Annotated in this window: 23 protein-coding genes; 11 read left to right on the top strand and 12 right to left on the bottom strand. The window is 63.8% G+C overall.

Annotation, left to right across the window (positions count from 1 at the left end; all coding sequences use genetic code 11):
- The first annotated feature begins 26 nt into the window (after nt 1-26).
- Nucleotides 27-1,046 (top strand): substrate-binding domain-containing protein, encoded by a 1,020-nt coding sequence (locus E8Q41_RS12800; RefSeq protein WP_137155941.1) that lies wholly within the window; start codon nt 27-29, stop codon nt 1,044-1,046.
- Here the strand turns inward: E8Q41_RS12800 and E8Q41_RS12795 are convergent, their stop codons facing one another.
- Nucleotides 1,047-1,943, bottom strand: coding sequence for an AraC family transcriptional regulator (locus tag E8Q41_RS12795; protein ID WP_137155940.1), 897 nt, complete (start codon nt 1,941-1,943; stop codon nt 1,047-1,049).
- Nucleotides 1,944-2,208: 265 nt separating this feature from the next.
- On the opposite strand from E8Q41_RS12795, the gene E8Q41_RS12790 reads away from it, so the two are divergent.
- Nucleotides 2,209-2,646, top strand: coding sequence for a glyoxalase superfamily protein (locus E8Q41_RS12790; protein ID WP_137155939.1), 438 nt, complete (start codon nt 2,209-2,211; stop codon nt 2,644-2,646).
- Between the two features lie 46 nt (nt 2,647-2,692).
- Here E8Q41_RS12790 and E8Q41_RS12785 read toward each other — a convergent pair whose 3' ends face one another.
- The 4 genes from E8Q41_RS12785 to E8Q41_RS12770 form a co-directional block, all read right to left on the bottom strand.
- The gene (locus tag E8Q41_RS12785; protein ID WP_137155938.1) at nt 2,693-4,696 is read right to left on the bottom strand and encodes a DEAD/DEAH box helicase; all 2,004 of its coding nucleotides are present in this window, start codon (nt 4,694-4,696) and stop codon (nt 2,693-2,695) included.
- 160 nt (nt 4,697-4,856) lie between these two features.
- On the bottom strand, nt 4,857-5,276 hold the full coding sequence (locus E8Q41_RS12780) for a DUF2267 domain-containing protein (RefSeq protein WP_137155937.1): 420 nt from the start codon (nt 5,274-5,276) through the stop codon (nt 4,857-4,859).
- 6 nt (nt 5,277-5,282) lie between these two features.
- Complete coding sequence (locus E8Q41_RS12775) at nt 5,283-6,272, bottom strand: WD40 repeat domain-containing protein (RefSeq protein WP_137155936.1); 990 nt, start codon at nt 6,270-6,272, stop codon at nt 5,283-5,285.
- A complete protein-coding gene (locus tag E8Q41_RS12770) occupies nt 6,272-7,399 on the bottom strand; it encodes a GTP-binding protein (protein ID WP_137155935.1) in 1,128 nt (375 codons plus the stop codon). Before E8Q41_RS12770 ends, E8Q41_RS12775 begins: the two co-directional genes overlap by 1 nt.
- 229 nt (nt 7,400-7,628) lie before the next feature.
- Between E8Q41_RS12770 and E8Q41_RS12765 the strand changes: the two genes are divergently transcribed.
- Nucleotides 7,629-9,521, top strand: coding sequence for a methyl-accepting chemotaxis protein (locus tag E8Q41_RS12765; RefSeq protein WP_246660176.1), 1,893 nt, complete (start codon nt 7,629-7,631; stop codon nt 9,519-9,521).
- An 18-nt stretch (nt 9,522-9,539) separates the two neighbouring features.
- On the opposite strand, the gene E8Q41_RS12760 is transcribed toward E8Q41_RS12765, so the two are convergent.
- Nucleotides 9,540-10,322, bottom strand: coding sequence for a creatininase family protein (locus tag E8Q41_RS12760; protein WP_137155934.1), 783 nt, complete (start codon nt 10,320-10,322; stop codon nt 9,540-9,542).
- A gap of 72 nt (nt 10,323-10,394) precedes the next feature.
- Here E8Q41_RS12760 and E8Q41_RS12755 point away from each other — a divergent pair, with 72 nt between their 5' ends.
- The 4 genes from E8Q41_RS12755 to E8Q41_RS12740 all read left to right on the top strand — a co-directional run bounded on the left by E8Q41_RS12755 (nt 10,395) and on the right by E8Q41_RS12740 (nt 13,540).
- Nucleotides 10,395-10,910: a MarR family winged helix-turn-helix transcriptional regulator gene (locus tag E8Q41_RS12755; protein ID WP_137155933.1), complete on the top strand. Its 516-nt coding sequence runs from the start codon at nt 10,395-10,397 to the stop codon at nt 10,908-10,910.
- Nucleotides 10,911-11,042: 132 nt separating this feature from the next.
- Nucleotides 11,043-12,065 carry a LacI family DNA-binding transcriptional regulator gene (locus E8Q41_RS12750; protein ID WP_137155932.1) on the top strand — a complete coding sequence of 341 codons (1,023 nt, stop codon included), beginning with the start codon at nt 11,043-11,045 and terminating at the stop codon, nt 12,063-12,065.
- 11 nt (nt 12,066-12,076) lie between these two features.
- Complete coding sequence (locus E8Q41_RS12745) at nt 12,077-13,030, top strand: 2-hydroxyacid dehydrogenase (protein ID WP_137155931.1); 954 nt, start codon at nt 12,077-12,079, stop codon at nt 13,028-13,030.
- A gap of 105 nt (nt 13,031-13,135) precedes the next feature.
- Nucleotides 13,136-13,540 (top strand): hypothetical protein, encoded by a 405-nt coding sequence (locus E8Q41_RS12740; RefSeq protein WP_137155930.1) that lies wholly within the window; start codon nt 13,136-13,138, stop codon nt 13,538-13,540.
- A 14-nt stretch (nt 13,541-13,554) separates the two neighbouring features.
- On the opposite strand, the gene E8Q41_RS12735 is transcribed toward E8Q41_RS12740, so the two are convergent.
- Both E8Q41_RS12735 and E8Q41_RS12730 read right to left on the bottom strand, forming a co-directional pair.
- Nucleotides 13,555-15,129, bottom strand: coding sequence for a DHA2 family efflux MFS transporter permease subunit (locus tag E8Q41_RS12735; protein WP_137155929.1), 1,575 nt, complete (start codon nt 15,127-15,129; stop codon nt 13,555-13,557).
- Between the two features lie 61 nt (nt 15,130-15,190).
- Nucleotides 15,191-16,375 carry an HlyD family secretion protein gene (locus E8Q41_RS12730; protein ID WP_137155928.1) on the bottom strand — a complete coding sequence of 395 codons (1,185 nt, stop codon included), beginning with the start codon at nt 16,373-16,375 and terminating at the stop codon, nt 15,191-15,193.
- 136 nt (nt 16,376-16,511) lie between these two features.
- Between E8Q41_RS12730 and E8Q41_RS12725 the strand changes: the two genes are divergently transcribed.
- The 3 genes from E8Q41_RS12725 to lysS all read left to right on the top strand — a co-directional run bounded on the left by E8Q41_RS12725 (nt 16,512) and on the right by lysS (nt 20,431).
- Nucleotides 16,512-17,207 carry a TetR/AcrR family transcriptional regulator gene (locus E8Q41_RS12725; RefSeq protein ID WP_137155927.1) on the top strand — a complete coding sequence of 232 codons (696 nt, stop codon included), beginning with the start codon at nt 16,512-16,514 and terminating at the stop codon, nt 17,205-17,207.
- Between the two features lie 183 nt (nt 17,208-17,390).
- Nucleotides 17,391-18,848 (top strand): glutamate--tRNA ligase, encoded by a 1,458-nt coding sequence (gene gltX / locus E8Q41_RS12720; RefSeq protein WP_137155926.1) that lies wholly within the window; start codon nt 17,391-17,393, stop codon nt 18,846-18,848.
- Nucleotides 18,849-18,934: 86 nt separating this feature from the next.
- A complete protein-coding gene (gene lysS / locus E8Q41_RS12715) occupies nt 18,935-20,431 on the top strand; it encodes a lysine--tRNA ligase (RefSeq protein ID WP_137155925.1) in 1,497 nt (498 codons plus the stop codon).
- Nucleotides 20,432-20,506: 75 nt separating this feature from the next.
- Here lysS and E8Q41_RS12710 read toward each other — a convergent pair whose 3' ends face one another.
- Nucleotides 20,507-22,231: a hypothetical protein gene (locus E8Q41_RS12710; RefSeq protein WP_137155924.1), complete on the bottom strand. Its 1,725-nt coding sequence runs from the start codon at nt 22,229-22,231 to the stop codon at nt 20,507-20,509.
- 183 nt (nt 22,232-22,414) lie between these two features.
- Here E8Q41_RS12710 and E8Q41_RS12705 point away from each other — a divergent pair, with 183 nt between their 5' ends.
- Nucleotides 22,415-22,867: a DUF1810 domain-containing protein gene (locus E8Q41_RS12705; protein ID WP_137155923.1), complete on the top strand. Its 453-nt coding sequence runs from the start codon at nt 22,415-22,417 to the stop codon at nt 22,865-22,867.
- Here E8Q41_RS12705 and ygiD read toward each other — a convergent pair whose 3' ends face one another.
- The 3 genes from ygiD to E8Q41_RS12690 all read right to left on the bottom strand — a co-directional run bounded on the left by ygiD (nt 22,868) and on the right by E8Q41_RS12690 (nt 26,598).
- Nucleotides 22,868-23,677, bottom strand: coding sequence for a 4,5-DOPA dioxygenase extradiol (gene ygiD / locus E8Q41_RS12700; protein WP_137155922.1), 810 nt, complete (start codon nt 23,675-23,677; stop codon nt 22,868-22,870).
- A 158-nt stretch (nt 23,678-23,835) separates the two neighbouring features.
- A complete protein-coding gene (locus E8Q41_RS12695; RefSeq protein ID WP_137155921.1) occupies nt 23,836-25,314 on the bottom strand; it encodes an NAD-dependent succinate-semialdehyde dehydrogenase in 1,479 nt (492 codons plus the stop codon).
- 3 nt (nt 25,315-25,317) lie between these two features.
- Complete coding sequence (locus tag E8Q41_RS12690; protein ID WP_137155920.1) at nt 25,318-26,598, bottom strand: 4-aminobutyrate--2-oxoglutarate transaminase; 1,281 nt, start codon at nt 26,596-26,598, stop codon at nt 25,318-25,320.
- Between the last annotated feature and the right edge of the window lie 39 nt (nt 26,599-26,637).

Here is a 26,637-nt window from a genome sequence, read left to right as displayed (position 1 = left end):
GGCGCCGGCAATCCGAGGAGGCCATCATGAACTTGAAAGAGTTCGCCAAATCCATCGGCATGAGCCAGACAACCGTCAGCCGCGCGCTTTCAGGTTACCCGGAGGTCAAGCTCGAAACGCGCGAGAAGATCCTTCGACTGGCCCAGGAACTGGGCTATCACCCCAACCGTTCGGCCGCTGGTCTTGCCACGGGTCGAGCGGGCGCGGTTGGGATCGTCATGCGCGAGGGTCTGGGCTTCGATCCGAACACGACCGAATTCATGGCCGGTCTCGGCAGCCGGCTGGAGACCCGCCAGATCGACATTCTCATCACCGTGGTCGAGGACAGGCAGGCCGAGCTCGCCGCCTATCGCCGCCTCGCCGCCTCCAAGCGGGTGGACGCGGTGATCCTGCACACGCCGACGCTGGACGACGAGCGCATGCTGTTCTTGAAGGAGCTCAACATGCCGTTCATCGTGCATGGCCGCGGCGACGAGGACGGCGGCTATGCCTGGCTCGATATCGACAATCTCGGCGCCATGTACCGAGCGACCGGCTATCTGCTCGATATCGGCCACAAGCGCATCGGGTTGATCAACGGCGCCAAGGGCGACGTCTTCGCCGAACACCGCGAACAGGGCTATCGCCGCGCCATCAAGGAGCGCGGCCTGCAGGCGCCGGATATGCTGGTGGTCAACGGCCTGTTCACCGATGACGCCGGCTATCGCGCCATGCAGGATTTCCTGGCGCTGTCGGAGCCGCCGACAGCGGTGCTCGCCGGCTCAATGATGAGCGCGCTCGGCGTGATGCGTGCGGTGAGGTCCGCCGGCCTGCAGTTGGGACGCGACATCTCGCTGATCGCCCATGACGACGTGTTCAACTATATCAACGCCGACAATATGGTGCCGACCGTGTCGACCACCCGCTCCTCGATGCGGGAAGCGGGCGTCAGGATCGGCGACATTCTCCTACAGATGCTGGCCGGCCGCGACGTCGCCAACCATCACGAAATCTGGCCGGTGGAACTGGTGCTGCGCGAATCCACCTGTCCGCCGCCCAACGCCTGATCAGGGCCAATCGGCATAGTCCGAAGAGACGGGAATCGCGCCGCCTGTCACGGCGCTCGCCGTATGCGCGCGATATTTGGCGGGCGAAAGCCCGGTGCGGCGCTTGAAGAAATGGCTGAAATTGGCCGGATCGCGAAAACCGAGCGCATCGGAAATGTCCTGCACGCTGTGACCGGACCGTTCGAGACGCAGACGCGCCTCCTGGGTCAACCGGTCATGGATGAGTTCGATCGGCGCGCGTCCGAGCGAGCGGCTGCAGATGGCGTGAAGCCGGTCCATGCTGACCCCCAGTTCCCGCGCATAGCGAGATACCGCCCAGTGCTGGCGGAAATGAGTTTCCACCAATTGCCTGAAGCGCTGCAGGATAGGCCCGCTGCCGCCCCGATGCGGCGTCACCTGCTCGGTGGGCGCAGCCAGTCGCCAGGCAGACATGTAGATCAGCCTGATATAGGCGGCGGCGGCCATGCGCGAACCGCGTCCCGCCGCATGCGTCTCGGCGATCGCGCCTTGAAACAGCAGCGTGAATTCGCCACGCGATGCGGACGTCAGATGCTCGATCACCGAGATCCCGCCCGCAAACAGCCGAAGCGCCGGCGATTCGGCGTGATCGCCGAAAGCCTCGGCGATGATCTCGGGCGACACGCCGAGCAGAAAACCATGGCTGCCGGCAGCCATCGCGATCGCCTCGCCTTCCGATGGCGGCGCCAGCATCAGCGCCGGCCCCTGGATCTGCCGCGCCGTCTCCGCCTGGCGATGCTCGGCCTGACCGGCCGAGATGAGGACCAGATGATGAAACCAGCGATGCGGCGCCCGCCCGATCCGCAACATCCGCTGGGCGATCGTCGGCTCGATCGCCTCGGCGCGGACATGGTGATGGATCGACGTTTCGAACGGCATGACGCGTTCATTCCGGCAAGAACAGAGGACATACGCTCACCCGCTTACGCAAATTCACGCGGCCGCGCCAGTGACCTGAGGCGTCTGATTTGACTTTCGCGGCCGGACCGCGTAGCTCAGGGCCAAGGGAAGGAAACCCCTGCCGCCCGCGGTCTCAGGACATGGTGAAGTTTCCGGCGCGATCTCTTTCATCGTTCCCAATGAGGCGTTTCGCCTTGGCAATGCGGGTCCCAAGCATGCACGAAACGCCGCCATGAGGACCGCCATGAGCGAGACTTCCCGCCTACCCTCTCTGGAGGAGATCAAGGCCCAGGCCCGCCGCCTGCGTGACGCGCTGGCCAGCCGGGGTTCGCCCGTCACCCATTCCAGATCCCTCGAACTGATCGCCGCCCAATATGGCTTTCGCGACTGGAACACCTTGCACGCCGGCCTCGGCAACAGACCGCCGCCCCGGCTGCAGGTGGGCGACAGCGCCTCCGGGCTCTATCTCGGCAAACCCTTCCGGGGCAAGGTCGTGTCGCTGCAACGGATGAACGGATCGGACGACGTGATCCGCGTGGCCTTCGATTTCGACGAACCGGTCAACGTGTCGAAATTCGAAAGTTTCGACGTTTTCCGAAAGCGCGTGGTCTGCACGCTGGGGCCGGATGGCCGCACGGTCGAGAAGACGTCGGACGGCGCGCCGCATCTGCAACTCGCATGATCAATGCAAAACGCGCTCCCCGATCAGGGGAGCGCGTTGATGTCAATCAGCCGTTGCTCTTCTTCTTGCGCTTGGGCTTTTCGTCGCCGGCGCGGGCGGGCTTGGCAGGCTTGCCCCAGTCCTTGCCCGGGCGGTCGGCCGGCGGGCGATCCTGATAGGCGGAGCGATCGCCGGCGAATTCCGGCTTGCGGCCGAACTTCTTCTTCGGCGCGCCGCCGAAATCATCGGCAGTCGCATCGGCGCGACGGCCCGCGGGCTTTTCGCGCTGCGGTTTTTCCCAGGAGGTCTTGCGATCGTCGCTGCGGTCCAGCGGCTTGCGGTCGCCATAGGACTTGCGCTCGCCCTGCGGCTTGCGATCGCCGTCGAAACGCGGCGCGCTGCGCGTCGGACGCAGATCCGGCTCGCCCTCGACGAGTTTCAGGCGCATGCCGCGCTCGAGCGTCTTGTTCGGACCGATCGCCGCGAGGAAATGCTCGAGGCTGTCGTTGGAGATCTGCACGAAGGTTTCGTCCTGCTGCATCTTGATCGCGCCGATGTCGTGGCGCGTGATGTCGCCATTGCGGCAGAGCACGGGGATCAGCCAACGCGGTTCGGCGTTCTGCTTGCGGCCGACCGACAGCGACACCCAGGCGCTGGGACCGAAATCCTCGCGGCGGCGTGGGCTCGCATCTTCGCGTGCAGCCGGACGGTCGCCCTCGCGCTGCGGGCGGCGATTGGCGCCGCCATCGAACACCTGGCCGATATCGACCAGTTCTTCCGGCGCCGAACGGCCGGCGCGGTAAAGCCGGAGGAAAGCGGCGGCGACCTGGGCGGCGCCATGCGTTTCGATCAGGCGGGCGCCGATGTCGATTTCGTCCTCGTCGGCAATCCGCGTGAGCATTTCGTCGGCCATCAGCCGTTCGTCGTCACGGGCGTTCACCTCATCGGCGGAGGGCGGCGAAGCCCAGGTGGCGCGGACCGTGGCGGCCTGCAGCACGCGTTCGGCCTTGCGGCGGGCGCTGGTCGGCACGATGACCGCGCTCACGCCCTTGCGGCCGGCGCGACCGGTGCGGCCCGAGCGGTGCAGGAGCGTTTCCGGGTTGGTCGGCAGGTCGGCGTGAATGACCAGTTCGAGATTGGGCAGGTCGATGCCGCGGGCGGCGACGTCGGTGGCGATACAGACGCGGGCGCGACCGTCGCGCATGGCCTGCAGCGCATGGCTGCGTTCGTTCTGGCTGAGTTCCCCCGACAGCGCCACGACCGTGAATCCGCGATTGTGCAGCCGCGCGGTCAGATGATTGACGGCGGCGCGGGTGTTGCAGAACACGATGGCGTTCGGCGCTTCGTAATAGCGCAACACGTTAACGATGGCGTTGTCGCGATCGGACGGCGCGCAGACCAGAGCGCGGTAGTCGATGTCGACATGCTGCTTCTGTTCCGAGGCGGTGGCGATGCGGATCGCGTCGCGCTGATAGCTTTCGGCCAGCTTCGCAATCGGCTTGGACACGGTGGCCGAGAACATCAACGTCCGGCGGTCTTCCGGCGAGGATTCGAGAATGAATTCGAGGTCTTCGCGGAAGCCGAGATCGAGCATCTCGTCGGCTTCGTCGAGCACCACGGCGCGGATGGCCGAGAGATCCAGCGAATTGCGGGTGATATGGTCGCGCAGGCGGCCGGGCGTGCCGACCACGATATGGGCGCCGCGCTCCAGCGCGCGCCGCTCGTTGCGCATGTCCATACCGCCGACGCAAGTTGCGATCTGCGCGCCGGCCTCTGCGTAGAGCCATTCGAGTTCGCGGGCGACCTGCAGCGCGAGTTCGCGGGTGGGCGCGATGGCGAGCGCAAAGGGCGCTGCGGCGCGATCGAACCGGGCCTTGCCGGCCAGAAGCGTCGGCGCGAGCGCCAGGCCGAAGGCCACCGTCTTGCCGGAACCTGTCTGCGCCGAAACCAGCGCGTCACGACCTTCGAGTTCGGGCGCGAGCACGGCTTTCTGAACCGGGGTCAGATCGGAATAGCCGCGTTTTTCGAGCGCGACGGCAAGCGCCGGCTCAAGAGCTTGTATATCTGTCATTCCATGTCTTTCGGATGCTGTTGCGACCGGCGGGCCAAGGGCCCCTGAAGTCGCGCGACGCCATTTGCTGCGCCGCAAATCGGAATTGGCGCGTTCATAGGCTGATTATGCGCAAATGTACAGGGAAAAGGCCGAAGCCGCATGATTTACGGGCCAATGGTTAAGCAGCCCAATAGTCCCGCGCCTGATGGGGCAAGCCCGACAGCGCCCGGTCGAGCGCCGTCTGATCGAGGCTGGCGCGCAACGCGCGGGCCACCGACCGGATGCTGTCGTCATCGGCGAGGTTGTGATCGCGCCGGTTGGCGCGAACTTCACGTGTCAGCGCCGCGCGGTCCGCAAACGGCGAAATATCGGTCGAAGGGCGCCAGTTCTCGACGAAGATCGCCCGGAGCACTGCAGGCAGAACGTCGGCGAAGACCAGCGCGTCATGAACCGACAGATGCGCGCGAAACACATGCAGCACGGCGCGCGTCACCGCATAGGCGCGGTGACGCGTTTCCAGCGTGGTGAGATCGAGAAGCGCGGTCATGAAGCGCTCGAAATCCCGGTCCGCATGGGCGTATTCGGCTGGCACGGTCATGGCGGATCAGACGGAAATGTCCACCACGCCGCAATCGCCGGCATCGGAGGCGAAGGCCAGCAGCTTGCCGTTCTGCGACCAGCTCATGCCGGAAATGCCGCCCTTGCCGGGACGGCGAAGCAGCGCTTCCTTCTCGTCGGCCAGGCGCACGCCGAGGATCATCCCGTCGATGAAGCCGATGGCGAGCACCTCTTCGTTCGGATGAAACGCCACCGCCGTGACCATGATATTGGCCCGGGTTCCGAGCTCCAGCGGCGCCTTGCCCATCGGCCCGTCCTTGGACGAGAACGGCCAGACGATCGCCGCCGGCGCGCCTGACGAGGCGAGCCACTTGCCCTTGGGCGACCAGGACAGCGACTTCACCTTGGCGGGATAGCCGCTCATGCGCATATGGCGGGTTTCTTCGTTCGGCTTCACGTCGAGCTTCCAGCCATGCAGCGCGCTTTCCTGCATGGCGGTGACGAGGAAGCGGCCATCGGGCGAAAAGGTCACGAAAGTGTGGGCGCCCTTCCATTCGAGATCGACGGGCGCGCCATTGGTGCCCGCCCAATGCAGCGTCACGCCATTGTAGCGCGCGACGCCGATGCGCAGGCCCTTGGGCGCAAACGCCAGATGCTCGATGGTGCGCTCTTCGGTGAATTCGCGGCTCTTGCCGTCGGCGGTGACGACAACCGCCGTCTTGCCATGCGCAAAACCGACCGCGCCGGATGGACCGGCCGCCACGGCGTTGATCCATTTGCGCGGCGCTTCCGCCACCTGCGTGACCGCGCCGTCAGCGGCGATGCGCAACACCTTGCCGTCTTCCCCGCCGGTAATGAGTGATTTGGACACGGGATCGACGACGGCGGTCAACAGGCCATGATGGGCTTCGGAGACTTTATGCCCATTGTCGAGACGATGGATTTCACCCGAAGAGGCGGCGAAAAACGGCGTATCGCCCAGGAAGAAGGCCCCGTAAACGTGGCCTTCCAGATCAAGCGGCGCGACTGTGGGCATCAGGCGGCCTCACAGGCCTTGAAGCTTTCCTCGATCTTCTTGCGGTCGAGATCGCGGCCGATGAAGACGAGGCGGCTTTCGCGCTTTTCGCCTTCCTTCCACGGGCGCTGGTGATTGCCTTCGATGATCATGTGCACGCCCTGCACCACATAGCGCTCGTCGTCCTGGTCAAAGGCGATGATGCCCTTGAGGCGCAGAATGTTCGGGCCCTGCACCTGGGTGATCTTCTCGATCCAGGGGAAGAACTTCTTCGGGTTCATCTCGCCGCCGCGCAGCGAGATCGACTGCACCGTCACGTCGTGGATGGCGGACGGCGCGGCATGGTGATGATCATGCCCATGGTCGTGATCATGATGGTGGTCATGGTCATGGCCGTGATCATGGTGGTGGTCATGATCGTGATGATGATGGTCGTGATCATGGTGATGATGATCGCAATCGGGGCCGCAGACATGGTCTTCATGGCCATGCTCGAGGAAATGCGGATCGTTTTCCATGGCGCGTTCGAGATCGAAGGCGCCGACGTCGAGGATCTTGCCGAGCTCCACATTCGAGCGCTGGGTGTGATAGATGCGCGCCGAGGGATTGATCACGCGCACAATCTCCTCGATGCGCTTGACTTCCTGAGGCTCGACCAGATCGGTCTTGTTGATCAGCACCACATCGGCGAAGGCCAGTTGGTCTTCGGCTTCGCGGCTGTCCTTGAGGCGCAGCGGCAGATGCTTGGCGTCCACGAGCGCGACGACCGCGTCGAGCTGGGTCTTGGAGCGGACATCCTCGTCCATGAAGAAGGTCTGCGCCACCGGCACCGGATCGGCGAGACCCGTGGTTTCGACGATAATCGCGTCGAACCGGCCAGGGCGGCGCATCAGGCCTTCGACCACCCGGATCAGGTCGCCGCGCACGGTGCAGCAGATGCAGCCATTGTTCATTTCGTAGATTTCTTCGTCCGACTCGACGATCAGGTCGTTGTCGATGCCGATCTCGCCGAATTCGTTGACGATGACGGCGTAGCGCTTGCCATGGCTCTCCGTGAGAATGCGGTTGAGCAGCGTCGTTTTGCCGGCGCCGAGATAACCGGTGAGCACGGTGACGGGAATTGGCTTGGCGGTCTGGGCTTCGGTCATGAGACTTCCTCGCGGAATGTAATATTATATCATCGGCGCTCTATATAGGAGAGATGAGGGGCGAGCGCAAATGCCTGTCGAGGCTCTTTTCAGCAGCCAGGCGCGAAAAGGGCTGAGCCGCAGCCTATAAATTATTCCGCAAATTCTAGGGTATTTTATATTACTATATATTCATTTTTGCGACGCACAAGAATCCGTATCCTGCCCAAACCGCGAGGAAGAGACTCTCATGCTGCAGAATCTGCCGATCCAGATGAAAATTGGCCTGGTCATGATCTTCATGGCCGTGGCGTCGCTCGCAATCGCCGGCGTCGGCATTCTCGGCATGCGCGATATCGGCGGCACGCTGGCCTCGGTCGGAACCCGCGAAGAGATGGCCCGTGAAGCCATGGACCTGCGCGTCGACATTATCGCCATCAGCCGCATGACGTATCAGCTGGCGCTCGCGCCGGAGAAGGCGGGGGATTTCGCCACTGAAACCGAAAAGCGCGCCGGCGAAATGCTGGAGCGGCTGCCGAAGATCGAGCAGGTGGCGAGCCCTGACGAAAAAGCGATGCTAGCGGATGTGAAGACAGCGCTCCTCGCCTATTTCGACCAAATCCGCGCCATGGTGAAGACGGCGCAGGACGGCGGCGACGCTGCGGGGCTGAAAGCCGCGCTCGGCAAGGCGCTCGACGCGCAGAAGGCGGTGACCGCCGCCGTCAAGATCTACAGCAAATCCTCGGGCGAAAGCCTGGCGACCGCCCGCGCCGATGCGCTCAGCGAAGCCGATCTCGCGATCTGGGTGCAGATCGGGGTCGCGGCCTTCTGCGTGATCATCGGGGGCAGCGTCAGCTCCTACATCGCCCGCAACGGCATCTCCAGACCGATCAAGGCGCTGACCGGCGCGATGAGCCGGCTAGCCGGCGGCGATCTCTCCGGCGAGGTCGACAGCACCGCCCGCCAGGACGAGATCGGCGAAATGGCCCGCGCCATGGAAATCTTCCGGAAGAACAGCATCGCCATGCGCCAGCTCGAAGCGCAGGAACAGGCCATGCACGCCAAGAGCGCCGAACTGCAGAACACGATCAGCGGCGTGGTCGCCGCCGCCGTCAACGGCGATTTCTCGTTGCGCATTTCCAAGGATTACGACAATCCCGACCTCAACCGCTTCGCCTCGAGCGTCAACGAGCTGGTCGGCACGGTCGACAAGGGCGTCGGCGCGATGCGCCGCGTGATCGGGGCGCTCGCCGACGCCGATCTCACCCAGACCATGCAGGGCGAATTCCGCGGCGCTTTCGCCGAACTGCAGAACAACGTCAACGCGACCATGGAAACGCTCGCCTCGACGATCGAACGCATCCGCCTCTCCGGCTCGACCATCAACGACAACACCCGCGAACTGAGCGCCGCCGCCAACGATCTCTCCCGCCGCACCGAACAGCAGGCCGCCTCGCTGGAAGAGGCCGCCGCCGCCCTCGACGAGATCACCGCCACCGTGCGCAGCACCTCGCAGCGCGCCCATGAGGTGACCTCGATGATGGTGGAAACCAAGCAGAGCGCCGGCAAATCGGGCGCGATCGTCCGCGACGCTGTCTCCGCGATGAGCCGCATCGAGGAATCCTCCGGCAAGATCAGCCAGATCATCGGCGTCATCGACGAAATCGCCTTCCAGACCAATCTGCTCGCGCTCAACGCAGGCGTCGAAGCCGCCCGCGCCGGCGACGCCGGCAAGGGTTTCGCGGTCGTGGCGCAGGAAGTCCGCGAACTCGCCCAGCGCTCCGCCAACGCCGCCAAGGAGATCAAGTCGCTGATCAACCAGTCGGAGACGGAAGTCTCCACCGGCGTCGGCCTGGTCCGCTCGACCGGAGAGGCGCTGCTGGAAATCGAGGGCCTGGTCAACCGCGTCAATGATCACATCGAGACCATTTCCAAGGCGACCCAGGAGCAGGCTTCGGCGCTGCAGGAAATCAACAGCTCGGTCAATCACATGGACCAGATGACCCAGCAGAACGCCGCCATGGTCGAGGAGACCACCGCCGCCAGCATGTCGCTCTCCGAACAGAGCCGCCATCTGCATGAACTGCTGGAGCGCTTCCGCCTGAGCGCCTCGACGGCCCGGTCAGTCCGCCGCGCGGCTTGAGATCCGGATCGAGGCGGCTCAGCCGCCTCGTCCCCCTGGCGAAAACAGGCCGAGGTCGAACCTCGCCATGTCGTCGACCAGTTCCACGAGACCGGAGACAGCATGCACGAGAAGCGCCTCGCCTTTTGCGGCGCTGGCGCGCCGCGCATCGCCCGCCGCGCCCTCGTCGTTGAGATCGCGCATCATCCAGCCGAAGGCATGCGGCCCATAGGCGCGCAGATGGACGAAGTCCCGCGCGAAATCCGCCTGACGCGACACGAAGTCGGCGCATTTCGCCCGATCGACCAGATCGGGCCTGAGCGCCAACATCACAGACGTCTCGATATCGCCGCCATGGATATCGAAAGCCTTTCTTTCCGGCGGCACGATCGCCACTGGGATGCCGAAGCGGGTCCAGCTGGTCGCCACGCAGAGCATGCCGAAACGCAGGCGCGCCTCCATGGCGACGATCTGCAGGAGCGGCGAGTTGCCGCCATGGGCATTGAGCAGCATCAGGCGTCCGACGCCCTGCCTGCGCAGCGTCTCGGCCATGCCGAGCCAGCGTTCGATGGCCTCCTGATAGCCGAGGCTTCGGGTGCCCAGCCGATCGAGATGCTCAGGCGAGTAGCCGACCGGCTCCACCGGCAGCAGGACCGCATCGCGCCCCCCGAGCGCCGCCTCGAGCCGCCACGCCACCCCTTCTGCGATCACCGCATCCGTCTCCAGCGGCAGATGCGGCCCGTGATATTCATGCGCCCCGAGCGGCAGGATGGCGATGCGGTCGCTCCAGCCGCCGGGCGGCGGTCCCGGCATGTTGATCATCTTTTCCTTGCCTTTGCCAATCCGCTTACGTCATACAGACGGAAAGCAAAAAATCCTAGCGCGGGGCGGGACATGGCCAAGAAAGACAAACAGGCCAAAAAGGACAAGTCCGAGGAGAAGGACAAGTCCAGGGAGAGATACGAGCCCGGGACGCTTCAGCCTGAACTGACCAAGGCCGCCCGTTCCATGCGAACCTTCCTGACGCGCTCGCTATCCGCAAGCGGCCTTTATGCCGGACAGGACGGCGTGATCCTGGCGCTCTCGTCACAGGAGACGATGACGGCGGGCGCAATCGCCACTGAGCTCGGCGTCAAGCCGCCGACCATGACACGCACGCTTTCGCGCATGGAGGCGCAGGGCTTCATCAAGCGCGTCGCCGACGAGAGCGACGGACGACAGATGCGCGCAGCGCTCACCGAACTCGGCCGGCGGCAGGTCGGCGCGATTTCCTATGCGGTCAAGGCGACGGAGGCCTTCGCGCTATCCGGCTTCAGCGACAAGGAAATGCGCCAATTTTGCAAGCTTCTCAAAAAGATCAACGGCAATCTCGGTCAGGAAAACGATAAGGACGACGGTTTCGGTGAATAATGCGTCGCTTTTCCATGGCCTCGACCTTGCGGCGCGGCGGCTATGTGATACCTCAAACGATTTAGGAGGAATGTGCGGCCCGACAGGCGCGTGTAACGGCGCAGTCGGGCGGCTGGCTTCCTGGGAGGACGCATGGCTCAGAAGATAAAACTGTCGACGATCGCCGAAACGCTGGGCGTATCGACCGCGACCGTGTCGTTGGCGCTGCGCGACAGTCCGCTGGTGGCTGCGGCCACGCGGGAAAAGATCAAGGATCAGGCGCGCGCGCTCGGCTATATCTACAACAGGCGCGCCGCCAGCTTGCGCACCTCCCGCTCCGGAATTATCGGCGTCATCGTTCATGACATCATGAACCCGTTTTACGCCGAAATCCTGAAAGCGATCGAAAGCGAACTCGACCGCAGCCAGCACACCTTCATTCTCTCCAATCACTACGATTCGGTCGACAAGCAACGCAATTTCATCGAGACCATGCTGCAGCTCGGCGGCGACGGCATCATCATGTCGCCGGCCATCGGCACGCCGAAGATCGATCTGGAGCTCGCCGAGGAAAACGGCATGCCGGTCATCCTCGTGGCCCGCACGATCGAGGGCGTCACTTTGCCCGCCTTCCGCGGCGACGACAGCTACGGCATTTCGCTCGCCACCAACCATCTGATCTCGCTCGGCCATCGCGTCATCGCCATGATCGGCGGCACCGACCAGACCTCGACCGGCCGCGACCGCTATCAGGGCTATGTGAACGCGCTGCGCAAGGCCGATATCGAAGTGCTGCCGGAACTCAGAATTTCCGGCCCCCGCACCCGTCAGGGTGGATTCGAGGCGGCGGTGAATTTTCTCTCCCATCCGATGAAGCCGACGGCGGCGGTGTGCTGGAACGACCTCGTCGCCATCGGCCTGATGAACGGCATCGCCCGCGCCGGCCTCGTCTCCGGTGTCGACATTTCCGTGACCGGCTATGACGATCTCGAGGAAGCCTCGATCGCAACGCCCGCGCTGACCACGGTCTGGAACGGCCAGTCGGAAGTCGGCCGGCTCGCCGCCCGCGCGCTTCTCGACCGTCTGGCCGGCAGCCACGAGCCGGACGGCCTGCATCTGATCAAGCCCGAAATGCGCATCCGTCAGTCGACCGGGCCGATGAAACCTCGCAAGTAAAGGTGACGCTCATGAAAACCGTCCTGATGGTCGGCCGCGCCCATCCGCGATTCCGCGAACGGCTCGCGCCGCATTTCCGCCTTCTGGAGCTGCCGAGCGCGCGGCCCGAAGACGTGACCCCGGAAATGGCCGAGACGGTCACGGGCGCGACCACCTTCAACGATTTCAAGCCGCCGCTCTTCGACGCTTTGCCGAACCTGAAGATCGTCGCCAATTTCGGCGTCGGCTATGACGGCGTCGACGCCGCCTATGCCGCCGGCAAGGGCGTGATGGTCTCCAACACGCCGGAAGTGCTCGACGAAGAGGTCGCCGACACCACGATCGGCCTGCTGATCAACACCATCCGTCTGCTGCCGCAGGCGGAGAACTATCTCCGCGCCGGCCGCTGGGTGAAGGAGGGCGCGTTTCGCCTGTCGCCACTGTCCTTGCGCGGCCGCCATGTCGGTCTTTACGGCCTGGGCCGCATCGGCCAGCAGATTGCCAGGCGGCTGGAGCCCTTCAACGTCAAGATCAGCTATCACACCCGCTCGCCAAAGCCAGATGTCTCCTACGACTATCTGCCGACCCTGGAAGCTCTGGCCGAAACCGTGGACACGCTGATCGCCATCGTGCCGAAGACGCCGGACACGCATCGCACCATCAACCGCGACATTCTGAAAAAGCTCGGCCCCAATGGCGTGCTGATCAATGTCGGCCGCGGCTGGACGGTCAGCGAGCCGGACCTGATCGACGCTCTGAAGGCCAAAGAAATCGCCGGCGCCGGCCTCGACGTTTTCGACGACGAGCCGAACGTTCCGGCCGAACTCCTGGAGTTCGACAATGTCTCGCTCCTGCCGCATATCGCCTCGGCATCGGTGATCACCCGCAACGCCATGGCCGATCTCGTCGCCGACAATCTCATCGCCTTCCTGGGCGACAAGGCCCCGGTGACGCCGGTTCCGGAATGTCGGAGCCTGCTGAATTAAGGTTCGATTTACCCTGATCGTTAATCGTTAATACTCGGGTAAGGTTTGCCGCGCATTCTTGTCTGCGAGACGTCTTGAGTTTTCGCCGGAAGAAGGAGGCACGCCATGCTTCGCATGTTCGCCGTCGGGGCAATCATCATCGCCGCCGCCTATGTCTATCTGCCTGTGCAGGAAAGCGGAGCAAAGATCGACCCCGTCACATCGGCGTCGATCGGCAAGCCCGACGACCGGGAATTCACCGTGTCCAACATGGAGAACGGCGCTGTCTGCATCGTCACCCGCGGCAAGGCCTTGAGCGCCCGATCGCGCGAAGTCCAGGCCGGCGGCGATTGCGAACAGGTCTGGCCCGGCCTGGCGCGGGCCCGTAACTGGACCGACAATGGCGACGGCACCGTGGCGCTGACCAATGACGGCGGCGAGGCGATCCTGACCCTCGGCTTCGGCGACGGCGTCGAATATGAGAGCCTGGAACCCGAAAACGCGGTCGTGGCGCTCAACGGCATCGGCTGAGCGCACTCTCCTGATCAGTGACCGCCGCCCGCAGCCGGGGCGGATCGCGGCTTCTTCAGCGTCATCGCCAGTAGCACGAGCGCGGCGAACAGCAGCGCCAGAAGCATGAAGATATCGATGAACGACATCACATAGGCCTGCTGATTGACCATGCCGACGACTTTCTGGATGGCGATCGCCGATCCATCCATGCCGGCGGCGTCATATTTGGCGGTCAGATTGGCGATCATCGACACCGCTTCCGGATTGGCCGCATTCACATGTTCGGCGAGTTGGGCGTAGTGCACCTTGTTCTGCTGGGTGATCAGCGTGTTGATGATCGCCAGCCCCACGGCGCCGCCGAGATTGCGGGTCAGGTTGTAAAGACCCGACGCATTGGCGATGCGGCTCGGCGGCAGGGTGCCGAGCGCCACATTGTTGATCGGCACCATGGCGAACATCAGCGAGAAGCCGCGCAGGATCTGCGGGATCAGCAGCTCGTAGAAATCCCAGTCTGCCGTCATATGCGCCATCATGTAGTTCGATAGCGCGAACCCGCCGAAGCCGACCATCATCATCACGCGCGGATCGAGCTTGTTCGACATGATCCCGGCGATCGGCGCCGTGCAGAACATCGCCAGGCCCGACACGAACATGGTCTCGCCGATCATCAGCGAGTCGTATCCCCTGATATGCCCGAGATATTGCGGATAGAGATAGGTCAGACCGTAAAGGCCGATGCCCATGATGAACGAGAACATCGAGCCGAAGGCGAAGTTGCGGTCATTGAACGCCTTGAGATCGACGATCGGGAACGCGGCGGTGAAGGCTCGCCAGAAGAACACCAGCGCGCCGGCGGACAGAGCGACGGTGCCCATGACGATATGTTCGTCGTCGAACCAGCCCTTGGCGTTGCCTTCCTCGAGAACATATTCCATCGAGCCGAGAAACACCGCCATGGCGGCAAGGCCGGTCCAGTCGAATTTCCTCATCAGCGAATGATCGGGCTTGTCGAAATCGATGAACAGCCAGGTGGTGATCGCAACGATGATCCCCGGAATGACATTCACCAGGAACAGCCAATGCCAGGAGAAAATGCTGGTGAGATAGCCGCCGACCGTCGGCCCGATGGTGGGCGCGAGCGTCGCCACGAGACCGATGATCGGCGAGACCACAGCGCGCTTGGACGGCGGGAAGATGGTGAAGGCCGCGGCGAAGACCGACGGGATCATGCCGCCGCCGATAAAGCCCTGGATCGCGCGATAGACGATCATCTGGTCGATATTGGTGGCGGTGGCGGCGAGCGCGGAGGCGATGGTGAAGCCAGCCGCCGACACCGAAAACAGCACGCGCGTCGAGAGCACGCGCGCAAGCGTGCCCGACAGCGGGATCATGATCACTTCGGCAATCAGATAAGAGGTCTGGACCCAGGCGATTTCGTCATTGCTGGCGCTAAGCCCCGCCTGGATCTCCGACAGCGAGGCCGAGACGATCTGGATGTCGAGAATCGACATGAACATGCCGAAGACCATGGCGAAGAAGGCGATCAGCCTGCGCGGATCGACCTCCGCTGCGGCCGGCGGCGCGGGAATGGATGCTGTGGCCGCCATGGCGGACCTCCTGTCCGTCGTCCCTTGCGGGCGACGCGTTGAACAAGACGGGCGGTTGCGCTTACTTCAGATGCCGCGAAGGATCGCCGGTGCGGCTGTCGACCTCGGCGATAACGCTGAGGCCGGCCCGCAGATGGCCGCTTTCCAGCGCATCCTTCGGCAGCCGGATGCGGACGGGAATGCGCTGGATCACCTTGGTGAAGTTGCCGGTGGCATTTTCAGGCGGCAGCAGCGAGAACACCGCGCCGGAGGCAGGCGAGATGGACACGACTTCGCCATGCAGCTTTTCGCCGTCGAGCGCGTCGATTTCGAGCGTCACATCGGCGCCGGGATGGATGCCGGCGAGCTGCGTTTCCTTGAAATTGGCGTCGACATAGAGCTCGGTCACCGGTACGAGCGCCGCCAGTTTCTGGCCGGCCGAAATGAAGTCGCCGTCCTGGACGGCGATATTGCCGGCGACGCCGTCGAACGGCGCCTTCAACACGGTGAAGCCGAGATCGCGCGCTGCCTTGTCCTTCGACAGTTGCAGCGAGCGGATCTGGCTTTCGGCTTCAGCCTTCTGCGCGGTCACCACGGCAATATTGGCCTTGGCGGAGGCGATGGCCGAATCCGCGCCGGCGAGGTTGGCCTTGGCCTGGTCGAGCGCCACCTGCGCATTGTCGAGATCGGCCACCGTGCCAGCATTGTTGGCGGCGAGCTTGCTGGCGCGCTGTTCGGTGATTTCAGCGCCGCGCAGCGTCGCCTGCAACGCCGTTTTCGAGGCCTCGGCCTCGGCCACGGCGGCGCGCGCCGCTTCGATCTGGGCGTCGAAGCGCTCAAGCGCCAGTTTCTGGGTTGCGATCGCCGCGTCCGCCTGTTCGAGGGCGATCTTGTAGTCGCCGGCGTCCAGCGTCACCAGCGTATCGCCTTTCTTGACGCGCTGATTGGCGACGACATCGACATGCGCGACATAGCCCGAGACTTTCGATGCGATATTGGTGATGTCGCCTTCGATATAGGCGTCGTCGGTCGAGATCATGAAGCGGCCGTTGATCCACCAGTCATGACCGTAATAGGCGCCGCCGGCGAGCGCGGCGAGCAGCAGCACCGACAGCACGACCTTCTTGGCGCCGCCCTTCGACTTGGGTTTTGCGGGGACGGCTTGCGCCCCCTGCGCCGCGGGCGCGCTCGGGGCCTCGCCCGTCGGCTCGGCCTTGAACTCATCATCGACGGGACGGACTTTGGCGCTGCTAGTCGGATTGGCCATGGCGGACTCGATTCTTGATACGGCAATCTTATCGAACCGAACGGTTCGGTTTAAAATTGACATAATCCCTTTTTTGTTCCATAGCAATCCCAATCGAACCGCACGGTTCGAATAAAATAAACAAATGGGAAATGGCATGGCGAACAAGGAAAGCCTCGCCCCGATGGAGGAGCCGCATCAGCTCAACCTGTGCGGGCCGGGACGGCGGCCCGCAGCGGGCGAAGACCCCGCCAAGCGCGAGCAGATCCTCGACGGAGCCCAGCAGGTCTTCATGCAGCTCGGCTATGACGCCGCCAGCATGAACGACATCACCCGCGCCGCCGGCGTGTCCAAAGGCACGGTCTATGTCTATTTCCAGAATAAGGAAGAGCTGTTCGGCGCGATCATCGACCGGCAGAAAAGCCGCATCCTGAGCATGTTGCGGCAGATCCTCGAAAGCGGTCTGCCGCTGGAGGAGACGCTCCGGCAATTCGGCGTCTGCCTCACCGAACATATCAGCTCGGAACGTGTCATCCCCGCCATGCGCATGGTCATCGGCGTGCTGGACCGCATGCCCGCCCTGGCCAAGCGCTTCTACACCACCGGTCCGGGCGGCGGCCCGATGCTTCTGACCCTCTACATCCAGAAGCAGCTCGAACTCGGCACGCTCCGGGACATCGAAGACCCGGAGCTCGCCGCCCGCCAATATGCCGAACTCTGCATGGCCGGAATCTTTCGGGCGCGTATGTTCGGCGAAATGCCCGAGCCGCCCTCCTCCGAACGCATCGCGCGAAATGTCCGCGAAGCGCTCCGGCTCTTCCTCGGCGCCTATGCCGCCAGGCCCGGCGAATGAGCTTTTCCTTGACGCCAAGGGCTGAATATGGCCTAAGGCGGCGCTGACGGACTTGTCCGGCGCCGCCGCCTCGCGCGGCGTTTCCGCGACGGCTTCACAACCGAATTTCCTCCGGCGAGCCGGCCGGCCCTGATGGCCTTGCCTGGCGCGGCGGCTTTTTTGCATGATCCATGGGCCAGTAACATGACAACTTCAGGCGTCCGCGTCCGCATCGCACCTTCCCCCACCGGCGAGCCGCATGTCGGCACTGCTTATATTGCGCTGTTCAACTATCTCTTCGCCAAGAAACATGGCGGCGAATTCATCCTCCGCATCGAGGACACCGACGCGACCCGCTCCACGGCCGAGTTTGAGCAGAAGGTGCTGGACGCGCTGAAATGGACCGGCCTCACCTGGTCGGAAGGCCCCGATGTCGGCGGCCCCTATGGCCCCTATCGCCAGTCCGAGCGCAAGGACATCTACCGCCCCTTCGTCGAAAAGATGGTCGAGGAAGGCAACGCCTTCCGCTGTTTCTGCTCGCCCGAGCGGCTGGAAAAGATGCGCGAAGACCAGCGCGCCGCCGGCAAGCCCCCCGGCTACGACGGTCTCTGCCTGCATATCAAGGCCGAGGAAGTCACCGCCCGCGTCGCCGCGGGAGAGCCGCATGTGGTGCGCATGAAGATCCCGACCTCGGGCTCCTGCGATTTCCATGACGGCGTCTATGGCGACGTATCGATCCCCTGGGACAGCGTCGACATGCAGGTGCTCTTGAAAGCCGACGGCATGCCGACCTATCATATGGCCAACGTCGTCGACGACCACCTGATGAAGATCACCCATGTGGCGCGCGGCGAGGAATGGCTGGCCTCCGTGCCCAAGCACATCCTCATCTATCGCTATCTCGGCCTTGAGCCGCCGGTGTTCATGCATCTGTCGCTGATGCGCAACGCCGACAAGTCGAAGCTTTCCAAGCGCAAGAACCCGACCTCGATCTCCTATTACTCGGCGCTCGGCTATCTGCCGGAAGCGCTGATGAACTTCCTCGGTCTGTTCTTCATCCAGATCGCCGAAGGCGAGGAACTGCTGTCGATGGACGAGCTGATCGAGAAGTTCGATCCCGACAATCTCTCCAAGGCTGGCGCGATCTTCGACGTCCAGAAGCTCGACTGGCTGAACGGCCGCTGGCTGCGCGAAAAGCTGTCGCCCGAGGAGTTCGTCGCGCGCGTGCTCGACTGGGCCTCGGAAAACGACCGGCTGGTCGAAGGCCTCAAGCTCTCCCAGAGCCGCGTGACCAAGCTCGGCGAATTGCCGCCGCTCGCCGGCTTCCTGCTGTCGAACGATGTCGGCCTGACGCCTGCCTCCTTCGCCGGGCTCAAGACCCAGCCGGCGGAAACGCTTGAGATCGTCACCACCGTCCAGGCCGATCTTGAAAAGATCCTGGAATGGAATGTCGGGACCATCGAGGAAGAACTGCGCGCCATCGCCGATCGTCTCGGCAAGAAGCTGCGCGTCGTCACCCCGCCGCTCTTCGTCGCCGTCTCCGGCAGCCAGCGCTCGCTGCCGCTTTTTGATTCCATGGCGCTGCTCGGCCGCTCGGTCGTGCGCCAGCGCCTGAAAGTGGCGATCCAGGTGCTGACCTCGATGGTCGGCAGCGGAAAATGAGGAAGCCCCTCCCCCTTGTGGGGAGGGTTGGCTGAGACAGCCGCACCGGCGAACCAAAACGAACACAGCCGCAAAAGGCCAATACGATGACCGAACAGAAGACCGAAACAGCGCTTTCCTCCGATCCGACCGAAGTCCGCCGCCAGAAGCTCGACCAGCTGCGCAAGACCGTCGGCGACGTCTATCCGGCGCATTTCCACCGCACGCTCACCAATGCGGAATTCGCCGAGAAATATGCCGGTCTCGAGCCGGACCAGGAATCGGAAGACATCGTCACGGTCGCCGGCCGCGTCTATTCCTCCCGCAACTCCGGCATGTTCATGGACATCCATGACGCCTCGGGCAAGATCCAGATCTTTTCCCACAAGGACACGACGCCGGAAGAAGCCCGCGCACTTCTGCCGATGATCGACCTCGGCGACATCATCGGCGTCAAGGGCCAGGTCCGCCGCACCAAGCGCGGCGAACTCACCATCAACGCCCATGAAATCACCATGCTGACCAAGACGCTTCTGCCGATGCCGGAGAAGTATCATGGTCTGGCTGACATCGAGCTGCGCTATCGCAAGCGCCATCTCGACATCCTCACCAATGAAGAGAGCAAGCTGCGCTTCCAGCAGCGCTCGAAGATCGTCTCCGGCATCCGCCGTTTCATGGAAGGCGAAGGCTTCCTCGAAGTCGAGACGCCGATGCTGCAGACGGTCTATGGCGGCGCCACCGCCGATCCGTTCAAGACCTTCCACAACACGCTGAAGATGGACATGTATCTGCGCATCGCGCCGGAACTGTTCCTCAAGCGCACGCTGGTCTCGGGCCTGTCCGACAAGGTGTTCGAGATCAACCGCAACTTCCGCAACGAAGGCGTCTCCACCCGGCACAATCCCGAATTCACCATGATGGAGTGCTACTGGGCCTATGCCGATTACGAGGACATTATGGGTCTCGTCGAGCGGCTGTTCGAAGGCCTCGCCGTCTCTATCCACGGCACGCCCGAAGTGACCTTCGGCGACAAGCAGATCTCCTTCAAGGGTCCGTTCAAGCGCGTGCCGATGCCCGACGCCGTCAAGGAAGCCACCGGCATCGACTTCCTGGCGATCAAGACCGACGAGGAAGCCCGCGCAGCCGCCAAGGCCGCCGGCTTCGAAGTAGAGAAGGACTGGACCTGGGGCGAATGCCTCGCCTTCATCTTCGAGGAAAAGGTCGAGGGCACGCTGATCCAGCCGAGCCACGTCACGCATTTCCCCAAGGACATCTCGCCCTTCGCCAAGGAAGTGCCGGGCGAGCCGCGCCTCGTCGAACGCTTCGAGACCTATTGCAACGCCTGGGAAGTCGGCAACGCCTTCTCCGAGCTCAACGACCCCGAAGAGCAGCGCCGCCGCATGGTCGAGCAGCTCGAACAGGCCCATGCCCGCGGCGAGAAGGACAAGCAGCTCGACGACGAGTTCCTCGACGCCATCGACCAGGGCATGCCGCCCGCCGGCGGCCTGGGCATCGGCGTCGATCGCCTGATCATGCTGCTGACCAATGCGCCGTCGATCCGCGACGTGATCCTCTTCCCGGCCCGCCGCAACAAGGCCGACTGAGGCCGACAGTCCGATTACGAAAAGCCCCCGCGACGACGCCGTCCGGGGGCTTTTTCCATGTCTTGGTCTCTGCGCTCAATGCGCGGTTTCGGCCGGCGGGCTCTCGGCGGCGGCGTGATCTTCGGCAGGAGCCGCATCATGCGCGGCAGGATCCGCCTGGCCATGTTCCTCCGGCTTCGGCGCGGCGTCCGCTTCGCCGGCGGCTCCATGTTCCTCCACCGGCGCGGCATGGCCTTCAGCGGCGGAATGGTTTTCCGCCGGGGCGGCATGATCTTCTGCCGGCGCTGCGTGATCTTCGGCAGGCTGAGCCTCGTGGCCTTCGCCGGCGGCATGTTCTCCGGGCTTGGCGTCTTCCGCCGGAGACGCATGGTCCTGAGCGGATTGATCCACGGCGGCGTCATGTTCGCTGGCTGCGCCATGATCCTCGGCCGGCTTGGCGTGGTCGCCCTCGGCCGCATCGGCGGGCTCCTCGGCCGGGGCCTCCTCCGCCTTCGCCGGAGCATGATCGTCCGCAGGCTTCTCCTCGGCGCCGAGGCCCACCATGCCCAACATGGAGTCCATCATCGACGGCTCCGGCTTGGCGGAGGCGGTTTCATGGCCTTCCTCTGCGGGCGCGGCGTGTCCTTCGGTTTTCTGGCCGGCGTCATGGCCCCCGGCGGGCTTTTCCTCGCCACCGCCCAGTCCAACGATGCCCAGCATCGAATCCATCATCGACGGTTCCTTGGCAGGCTCGCCGCCATGGCCTTCCGCCTTCGCCTCTTCTCCAACAGGCGTTTCGCCATGGCCCTCAGCGGTCTTTTCGCCATGGCCTTCGGATTTGGGCTCTTCGCCATGCCCTTCGGCGGCCGGCGCGGCATGCCCTTCCTCGGCGGGAGCAGCGTGACCTTCGGTCGGCGCGCTGGCGTCATGGCCCTCGGCCGGCTTGTCCTCGCCGCCGCCCAGACCGACCATGCCGAGGACGGAATCCATCATCGAGGGCTCCTTGGCCGGCTCCTCGCCATGCCCTTCCGCCTTCGCCTCTTCGCCGGCCGGCGTTTCGCCATGACCCTCGGCGGTCTTTTCGCCGTGGCCTTCAGCCGGCGCTTCTTCGCCATGGCCTTCTGTTTTGGCTTCCTCGCCGTGGCCTTCGGCGGCCGGGGCGGCATGTCCCTCGGAAACGGTCGCGCCATGCGCAGGCTTGGCGGCGCCATGCGCGGGCTTTTCGCCTTCGGCCGGCTCGGGCTTGGGAATATCGGCGCAATCGAGCTTTTCCGGCTCGTCCTTCATCGCCGCCATGAAGGCCTTGACCTCCTCGACGTCGAGATCGACGCGCTCGCCATAGAAGTGGCCGTCCTCGGCCGGCAGGCCGTCGTAATAGCGTGCGATGAACGGCTGCTTCATCTCCGGAACGTAACGCGGCTCCAGCGCGATCACCACTTCGGCGCCGATGGCGCGGCCGCGCATGAAGGCGCGTTTGTCGGGTCCGCGATCGTCGAGGATCGACACCTGGATCAGGTCGACCTTGTTGGTCTTGGCGAGAAGGCCGGCGACGCGCAGCGCAGTCTTGATGCGCATATCGGCGTCGGCGGAGGCCATCTTCACATATTTACGCATCCACAGCCGCTTGCCGGGCGTCTTCAGCACCATGGTCTGGATCGTCTGACATTCGCCGCCGATCGTGTTGGGCTTCGGCGGCCCGAGCAGCTCGTCCTTGCCGACGTAAAGCGCGGCGGCCCCGGTGCCGCCCAGAAGCGCCAACATGCCAGCGGCTATGATCGCCAGCTTCTTGGAGAAGCGGATCTTTGGCAGGCCGATCTTCACACGCAATACTCCGGGCCAATACGCAAAACAGGAATGGTTACCGGACGATAAGGGGGCGACGTTTCGGAACGCTTAACAAACTCGCCTTAAATTTACGGCCACGACGCTTTACGGAAACTTTGGCGCCTCTCGACCGTTTTTCATCGGCAAGCTGGACGGATCGAAAATCTCGCGGAGCCACCTATGTCGCACAATCTCGCCTTCCATCTCGACCGGTTCGTGGATGCCCAGTCTTCGACCTGGCCCCGCGCGCTCGAAGAATTGCAGGCCGGGCGCAAGCAGAGCCATTGGATGTGGTTCATCTTCCCGCAGCTTGCCGGTCTCGGCATGTCTCCGACCGCACAACTCTACGCTTTCGCCTCCGTGGATGAGGCCAGAGCATTCCTCCGCCATCCCCTGCTCGGGCCGAGGCTGATCGAGGCCACCGAGGCTGTGCTCGCGCATCAGCACAAGAGCCTGCATGACATCTTCGGCTCGCCCGACGACATGAAGTTCCGCTCCTCGATGACCCTGTTCGAGCTCGCATCGGGCGACACGGCGTCGGTCTTCACCCGCGCCCTCGACGCAATGTGCGCCGGTCAGCGCGATGACAAGACGCTCGCGCTGTCGAACTGGACGCCCGAGGCCAATGCCTGATCAGGACAGCACGAAGCTCCGCATCGAGATCGAGCCGAGATCGATGGTGTCGTTGAAAAAGGCGAGGTCATCGCTCTTGTCCATCACCGCCAGCGGATAGAGAAGCGGCAGGAAATGCTCGACGGTCGGGTGCGACAACGCCGCTGCGCGACCCAGCGACCCCGCATCCAGCACCTTGCCGACATCGCGCGCCTCGATGGCGTCGGCCATATAACGGTCGAATTCCACCGCCCAGTCGAACACCTGGCCATCGAAATTCAGCGCCCGGAGATTGTGGACGATATTGCCGCTGCCGATGATCAGCACGCCCTTCTCCCTGAGCGCCCTGAGTTCGGCCGCGAGCTTGAAATGATCGGCAAGGCCTCGGGAGAGATCGAGCGACAGCTGGAACACCGGAATATCGGCTTTCGGGAACATCTGGATCAGCACCGACCAGGCGCCATGATCCAACCCCCAGCGATCATCGCCGTCGGCATGGCTGTCCGCAAGAAGCTCGATCGTCGCCTGGGCGAAATCGGGGGCCCCCGGCGCATTGTATTGCTGGGCGAACAGCTCCGGCGGAAAGCCGCCGAAATCATGAATGGTCTTGGGATTGCGGCCGATATGCACCAGCGTCGTCCCCCGCGTCATCCAGTGAGCGGATACGCAGAGAATGGCTTTCGGCGTCGGCAGGCTCTCGCCGATCTTGCGCCAGCTGCGGCTATACTCATTGTCGAGGATCGCATTCATCGGGCTGCCGTGACCGACGAACAGCGCCGGCATGCGCGGGGTCGAGGTCAGATTGGAGAATGCGTTGGAAAGCGATGCCATGATTGCCTCTGGGCCACGGGGAGCATGATTGTGATGACAACCATAATCCTCGGACCACGTTCACGATAGACGAGAAATTCTCGACAACTCGTTCGCTAATCCTAAACAACAAGAAGCCCGGACGAGCCGGGCTTCTCTGAAATCAATAAGGACGCGTCTCAGACGCTCAGGCAGAGATACTTGACTTCGAGATAGTCCTCGATGCCGTATTTCGAGCCTTCGCGGCCCTGGCCGGACTGCTTGATGCCGCCAAAGGGGGCGACTTCGGTGGAGATCAGGCCGGTATTGACGCCGACCATGCCATATTCCAGCGCTTCGGCCACCCGGAAGACCTTGGAGAGGTCCTTCGAGTAGAAATAGGAGGCGAGGCCGAATTCGGTGTTGTTGGCCATCTCGACGACCTCTTCCTCGGTCTCGAACTTGAAGAGCGGGGCGACGGGACCGAAGGTCTCTTCGCGGGCCACCTTCATCTCGCTGGTCACGCCGGTCAGGATGGTCGGCTGGAAGAACAGGCCGCCCTTCTCGTCGCGCTTGCCGCCGACCGCAACCTTGGCGCCCTTGGAGAGGGCGTCGCCGATATGCTCTTCGACCTTGTCCAGCGCCTTGGCCGAGATCAGCGGACCGGCGTTGACGCCGGCCTCGAAGCCGTCGCCGACTTTCATCTGTGACACGCGGGCAGCAAGTTTTTCAGCGAACGCGTCATAAACGCCGGCCTGGACATAGAGCCGGTTGGCGCAGACGCAGGTCTGGCCGTTGTTGCGATATTTCGACACCATCGCGCCTTCGACCGCCGCATCGAGATCGGCGTCGTCGAACACGATGAACGGCGCATTGCCGCCGAGCTCCAGGCCGAGCTTGAGGATCTGGTCGGCGCCCTGACGCATCAGGATCTTGCCGACATTGGTCGAGCCGGTGAAGGTCAGCTTGCGGATCTTGTCGTTGGCGCACATTTCCTGGCCGATCGGCGCAGAATCCGACGACAGGATGACGCTGAACAGGCCGGCCGGAAGACCGGCGCGCTCGGCGAGCAGCGCCAGCGCCAAAGCCGAGAGCGGCGTTTCGCCGGCGGGCTTGGACACCATGGCGCAACCTGCCGCCAGCGCCGGCGCCACCTTGCGCGCCAGCATGGCGTTGGGGAAGTTCCAGGGCGTGATCGCGGCGACGACGCCGACCGGCTGCTTGATGACGATGATGCGCTTGTCTGGCTGATGGCCGGGGATTGTGTCGCCATAGACGCGCTTGGCTTCTTCGGCGAACCATTCCACGTAAGATGCGCCATAGAGCACCTCGCCCTTGGCCTCGGCAACGGGCTTGCCCATTTCCGTGGTCAGGATGATGGCGAGATCGTCGGCGTTTGCGACCATGAGGTCGTAGAGCTTGCGCAGCACGCCGGCGCGCTCCTTGCCGGTCTTCGCCGCCCAGGCCTTCTGGGCCTTGTAGGCGGCGTCGATGGCGCGGGCGGTTTCCGCACGGCTCATGTCGGGCAGCGTAGCGATGACCTCGCCGGTGGCCGGGTTGGTCACGTCGAAGGTCTTGCCACTATCGCTTTTGTCCACCCAGACGCCAGACACCAGCGCCTTGTCGACGAGCAGGCTCGGATCCTTGAGTTTGGACTTGAAGGTGTCGGAGATCGCCATGGATCAGGCCTCCTTGGCGCATTCGCGCAGCGTGGTTTCGAGAATGTCGAGCGCTTCGGCGAAGACATCGTCCTGGATGGTGATCGGCGACAGGAAGCGGATGACGTTTCCGTGGACGCCGCAGGTGAGCAGGATCAGACCCTTTTCGAGAGCCCGCACCCGCACCTTGTTGGTGAAGTCTGCATTCGGGGTCTTGGTGCCGGGAATGTTGAACTCGACGGCGTTCATGAAGCCGGGGCCGCGGATGTCGGCGATCTGCGGCACGGCCTCGATCAGCGACTGCAGGCGCTGCTTGAGGCGGGCGCCCAGCTGTTCGGCACGGTCGCAAAGCTTCTCTTCCTCGATGACATCGAGCACGGCGTTGCCGGCGGCGATGCCGATCGGATTGCCGCCATAGGTGCCGCCGAGACCGCCGGGGCCGGGCGCGTCCATGATGTCGGCGCGGCCGGTGACGGCGGCGATCGGGAAACCGCCGCCCAGGCCCTTGGCCATGGTGGTGAGGTCGGGAACGACGCCGTAATGCTCCATGGCGAACAGCTTGCCGGTGCGGGCGAAGCCGGTCTGCACTTCGTCGGCGATCAGCAGGATGCCATGCTTGTCGGCGAGTTCGCGCAGCTTGACCATGAAGGCGCGCGGCACTTCATAGAAGCCGCCCTCGCCCTGCACGGGCTCAACGATGAAGGCGGCGACGCGCGCCGGATCGACATCGGCCTTGAACAGCTTGTCGAGCACCGACAGCGAATCCTCGATCGTCTGGCCATGCAGCTCCACCGGGAACGGCACGTGGAAGACGTCGGGCATCATCGCGCCGAAACCGGTCTTGTAGGGAACGACCTTGCCGGTCAGCGTCATGCCCATGAAGGTGCGGCCATGGAAGGCGCCGGTGAAGGCGATGACGGCGGAGCGGTTGGTGGCGGCGCGCGCAATCTTGATGGCGTTTTCGACCGCTTCGGCGCCGGTGGTCACGAAGATGGTCTTCTTCTTGAAGTCGCCGGGAACGGCGTTGTTCAGGCGCTCGGCGAGCGTGACGTAGTTTTCGTAAGGAATGACCTGATGGCAGGTATGGGTGAAGTGATCGAGCTGATCCTTCACCGCCGCGATCACCTTGGGATGGCGATGGCCGGTGTTGACCACGGCGATGCCGGCGGCAAAATCGATGTAGCGACGGCCCTCGACATCCCAGACTTCGGCATTCTCGGCCTTGTCGGCATAGACCTGCGTGGTGACGCCGACGCCGCGCGAGATCGCATCGGTTCTGCGGGCGGCAATATCCGTATTCAACATGGGAAACCCCTGGATGTTCGAGTGACCAAATCGAGGCGC

This window comes from Rhizobium sp. FKL33 (genome assembly GCF_005222915.1).
In the GTDB taxonomy this organism is placed as follows: Bacteria; Pseudomonadota; Alphaproteobacteria; order Rhizobiales; family Rhizobiaceae; genus Rhizobium_E.
This window is presented reverse-complemented; position numbering and strand designations above follow the sequence as displayed.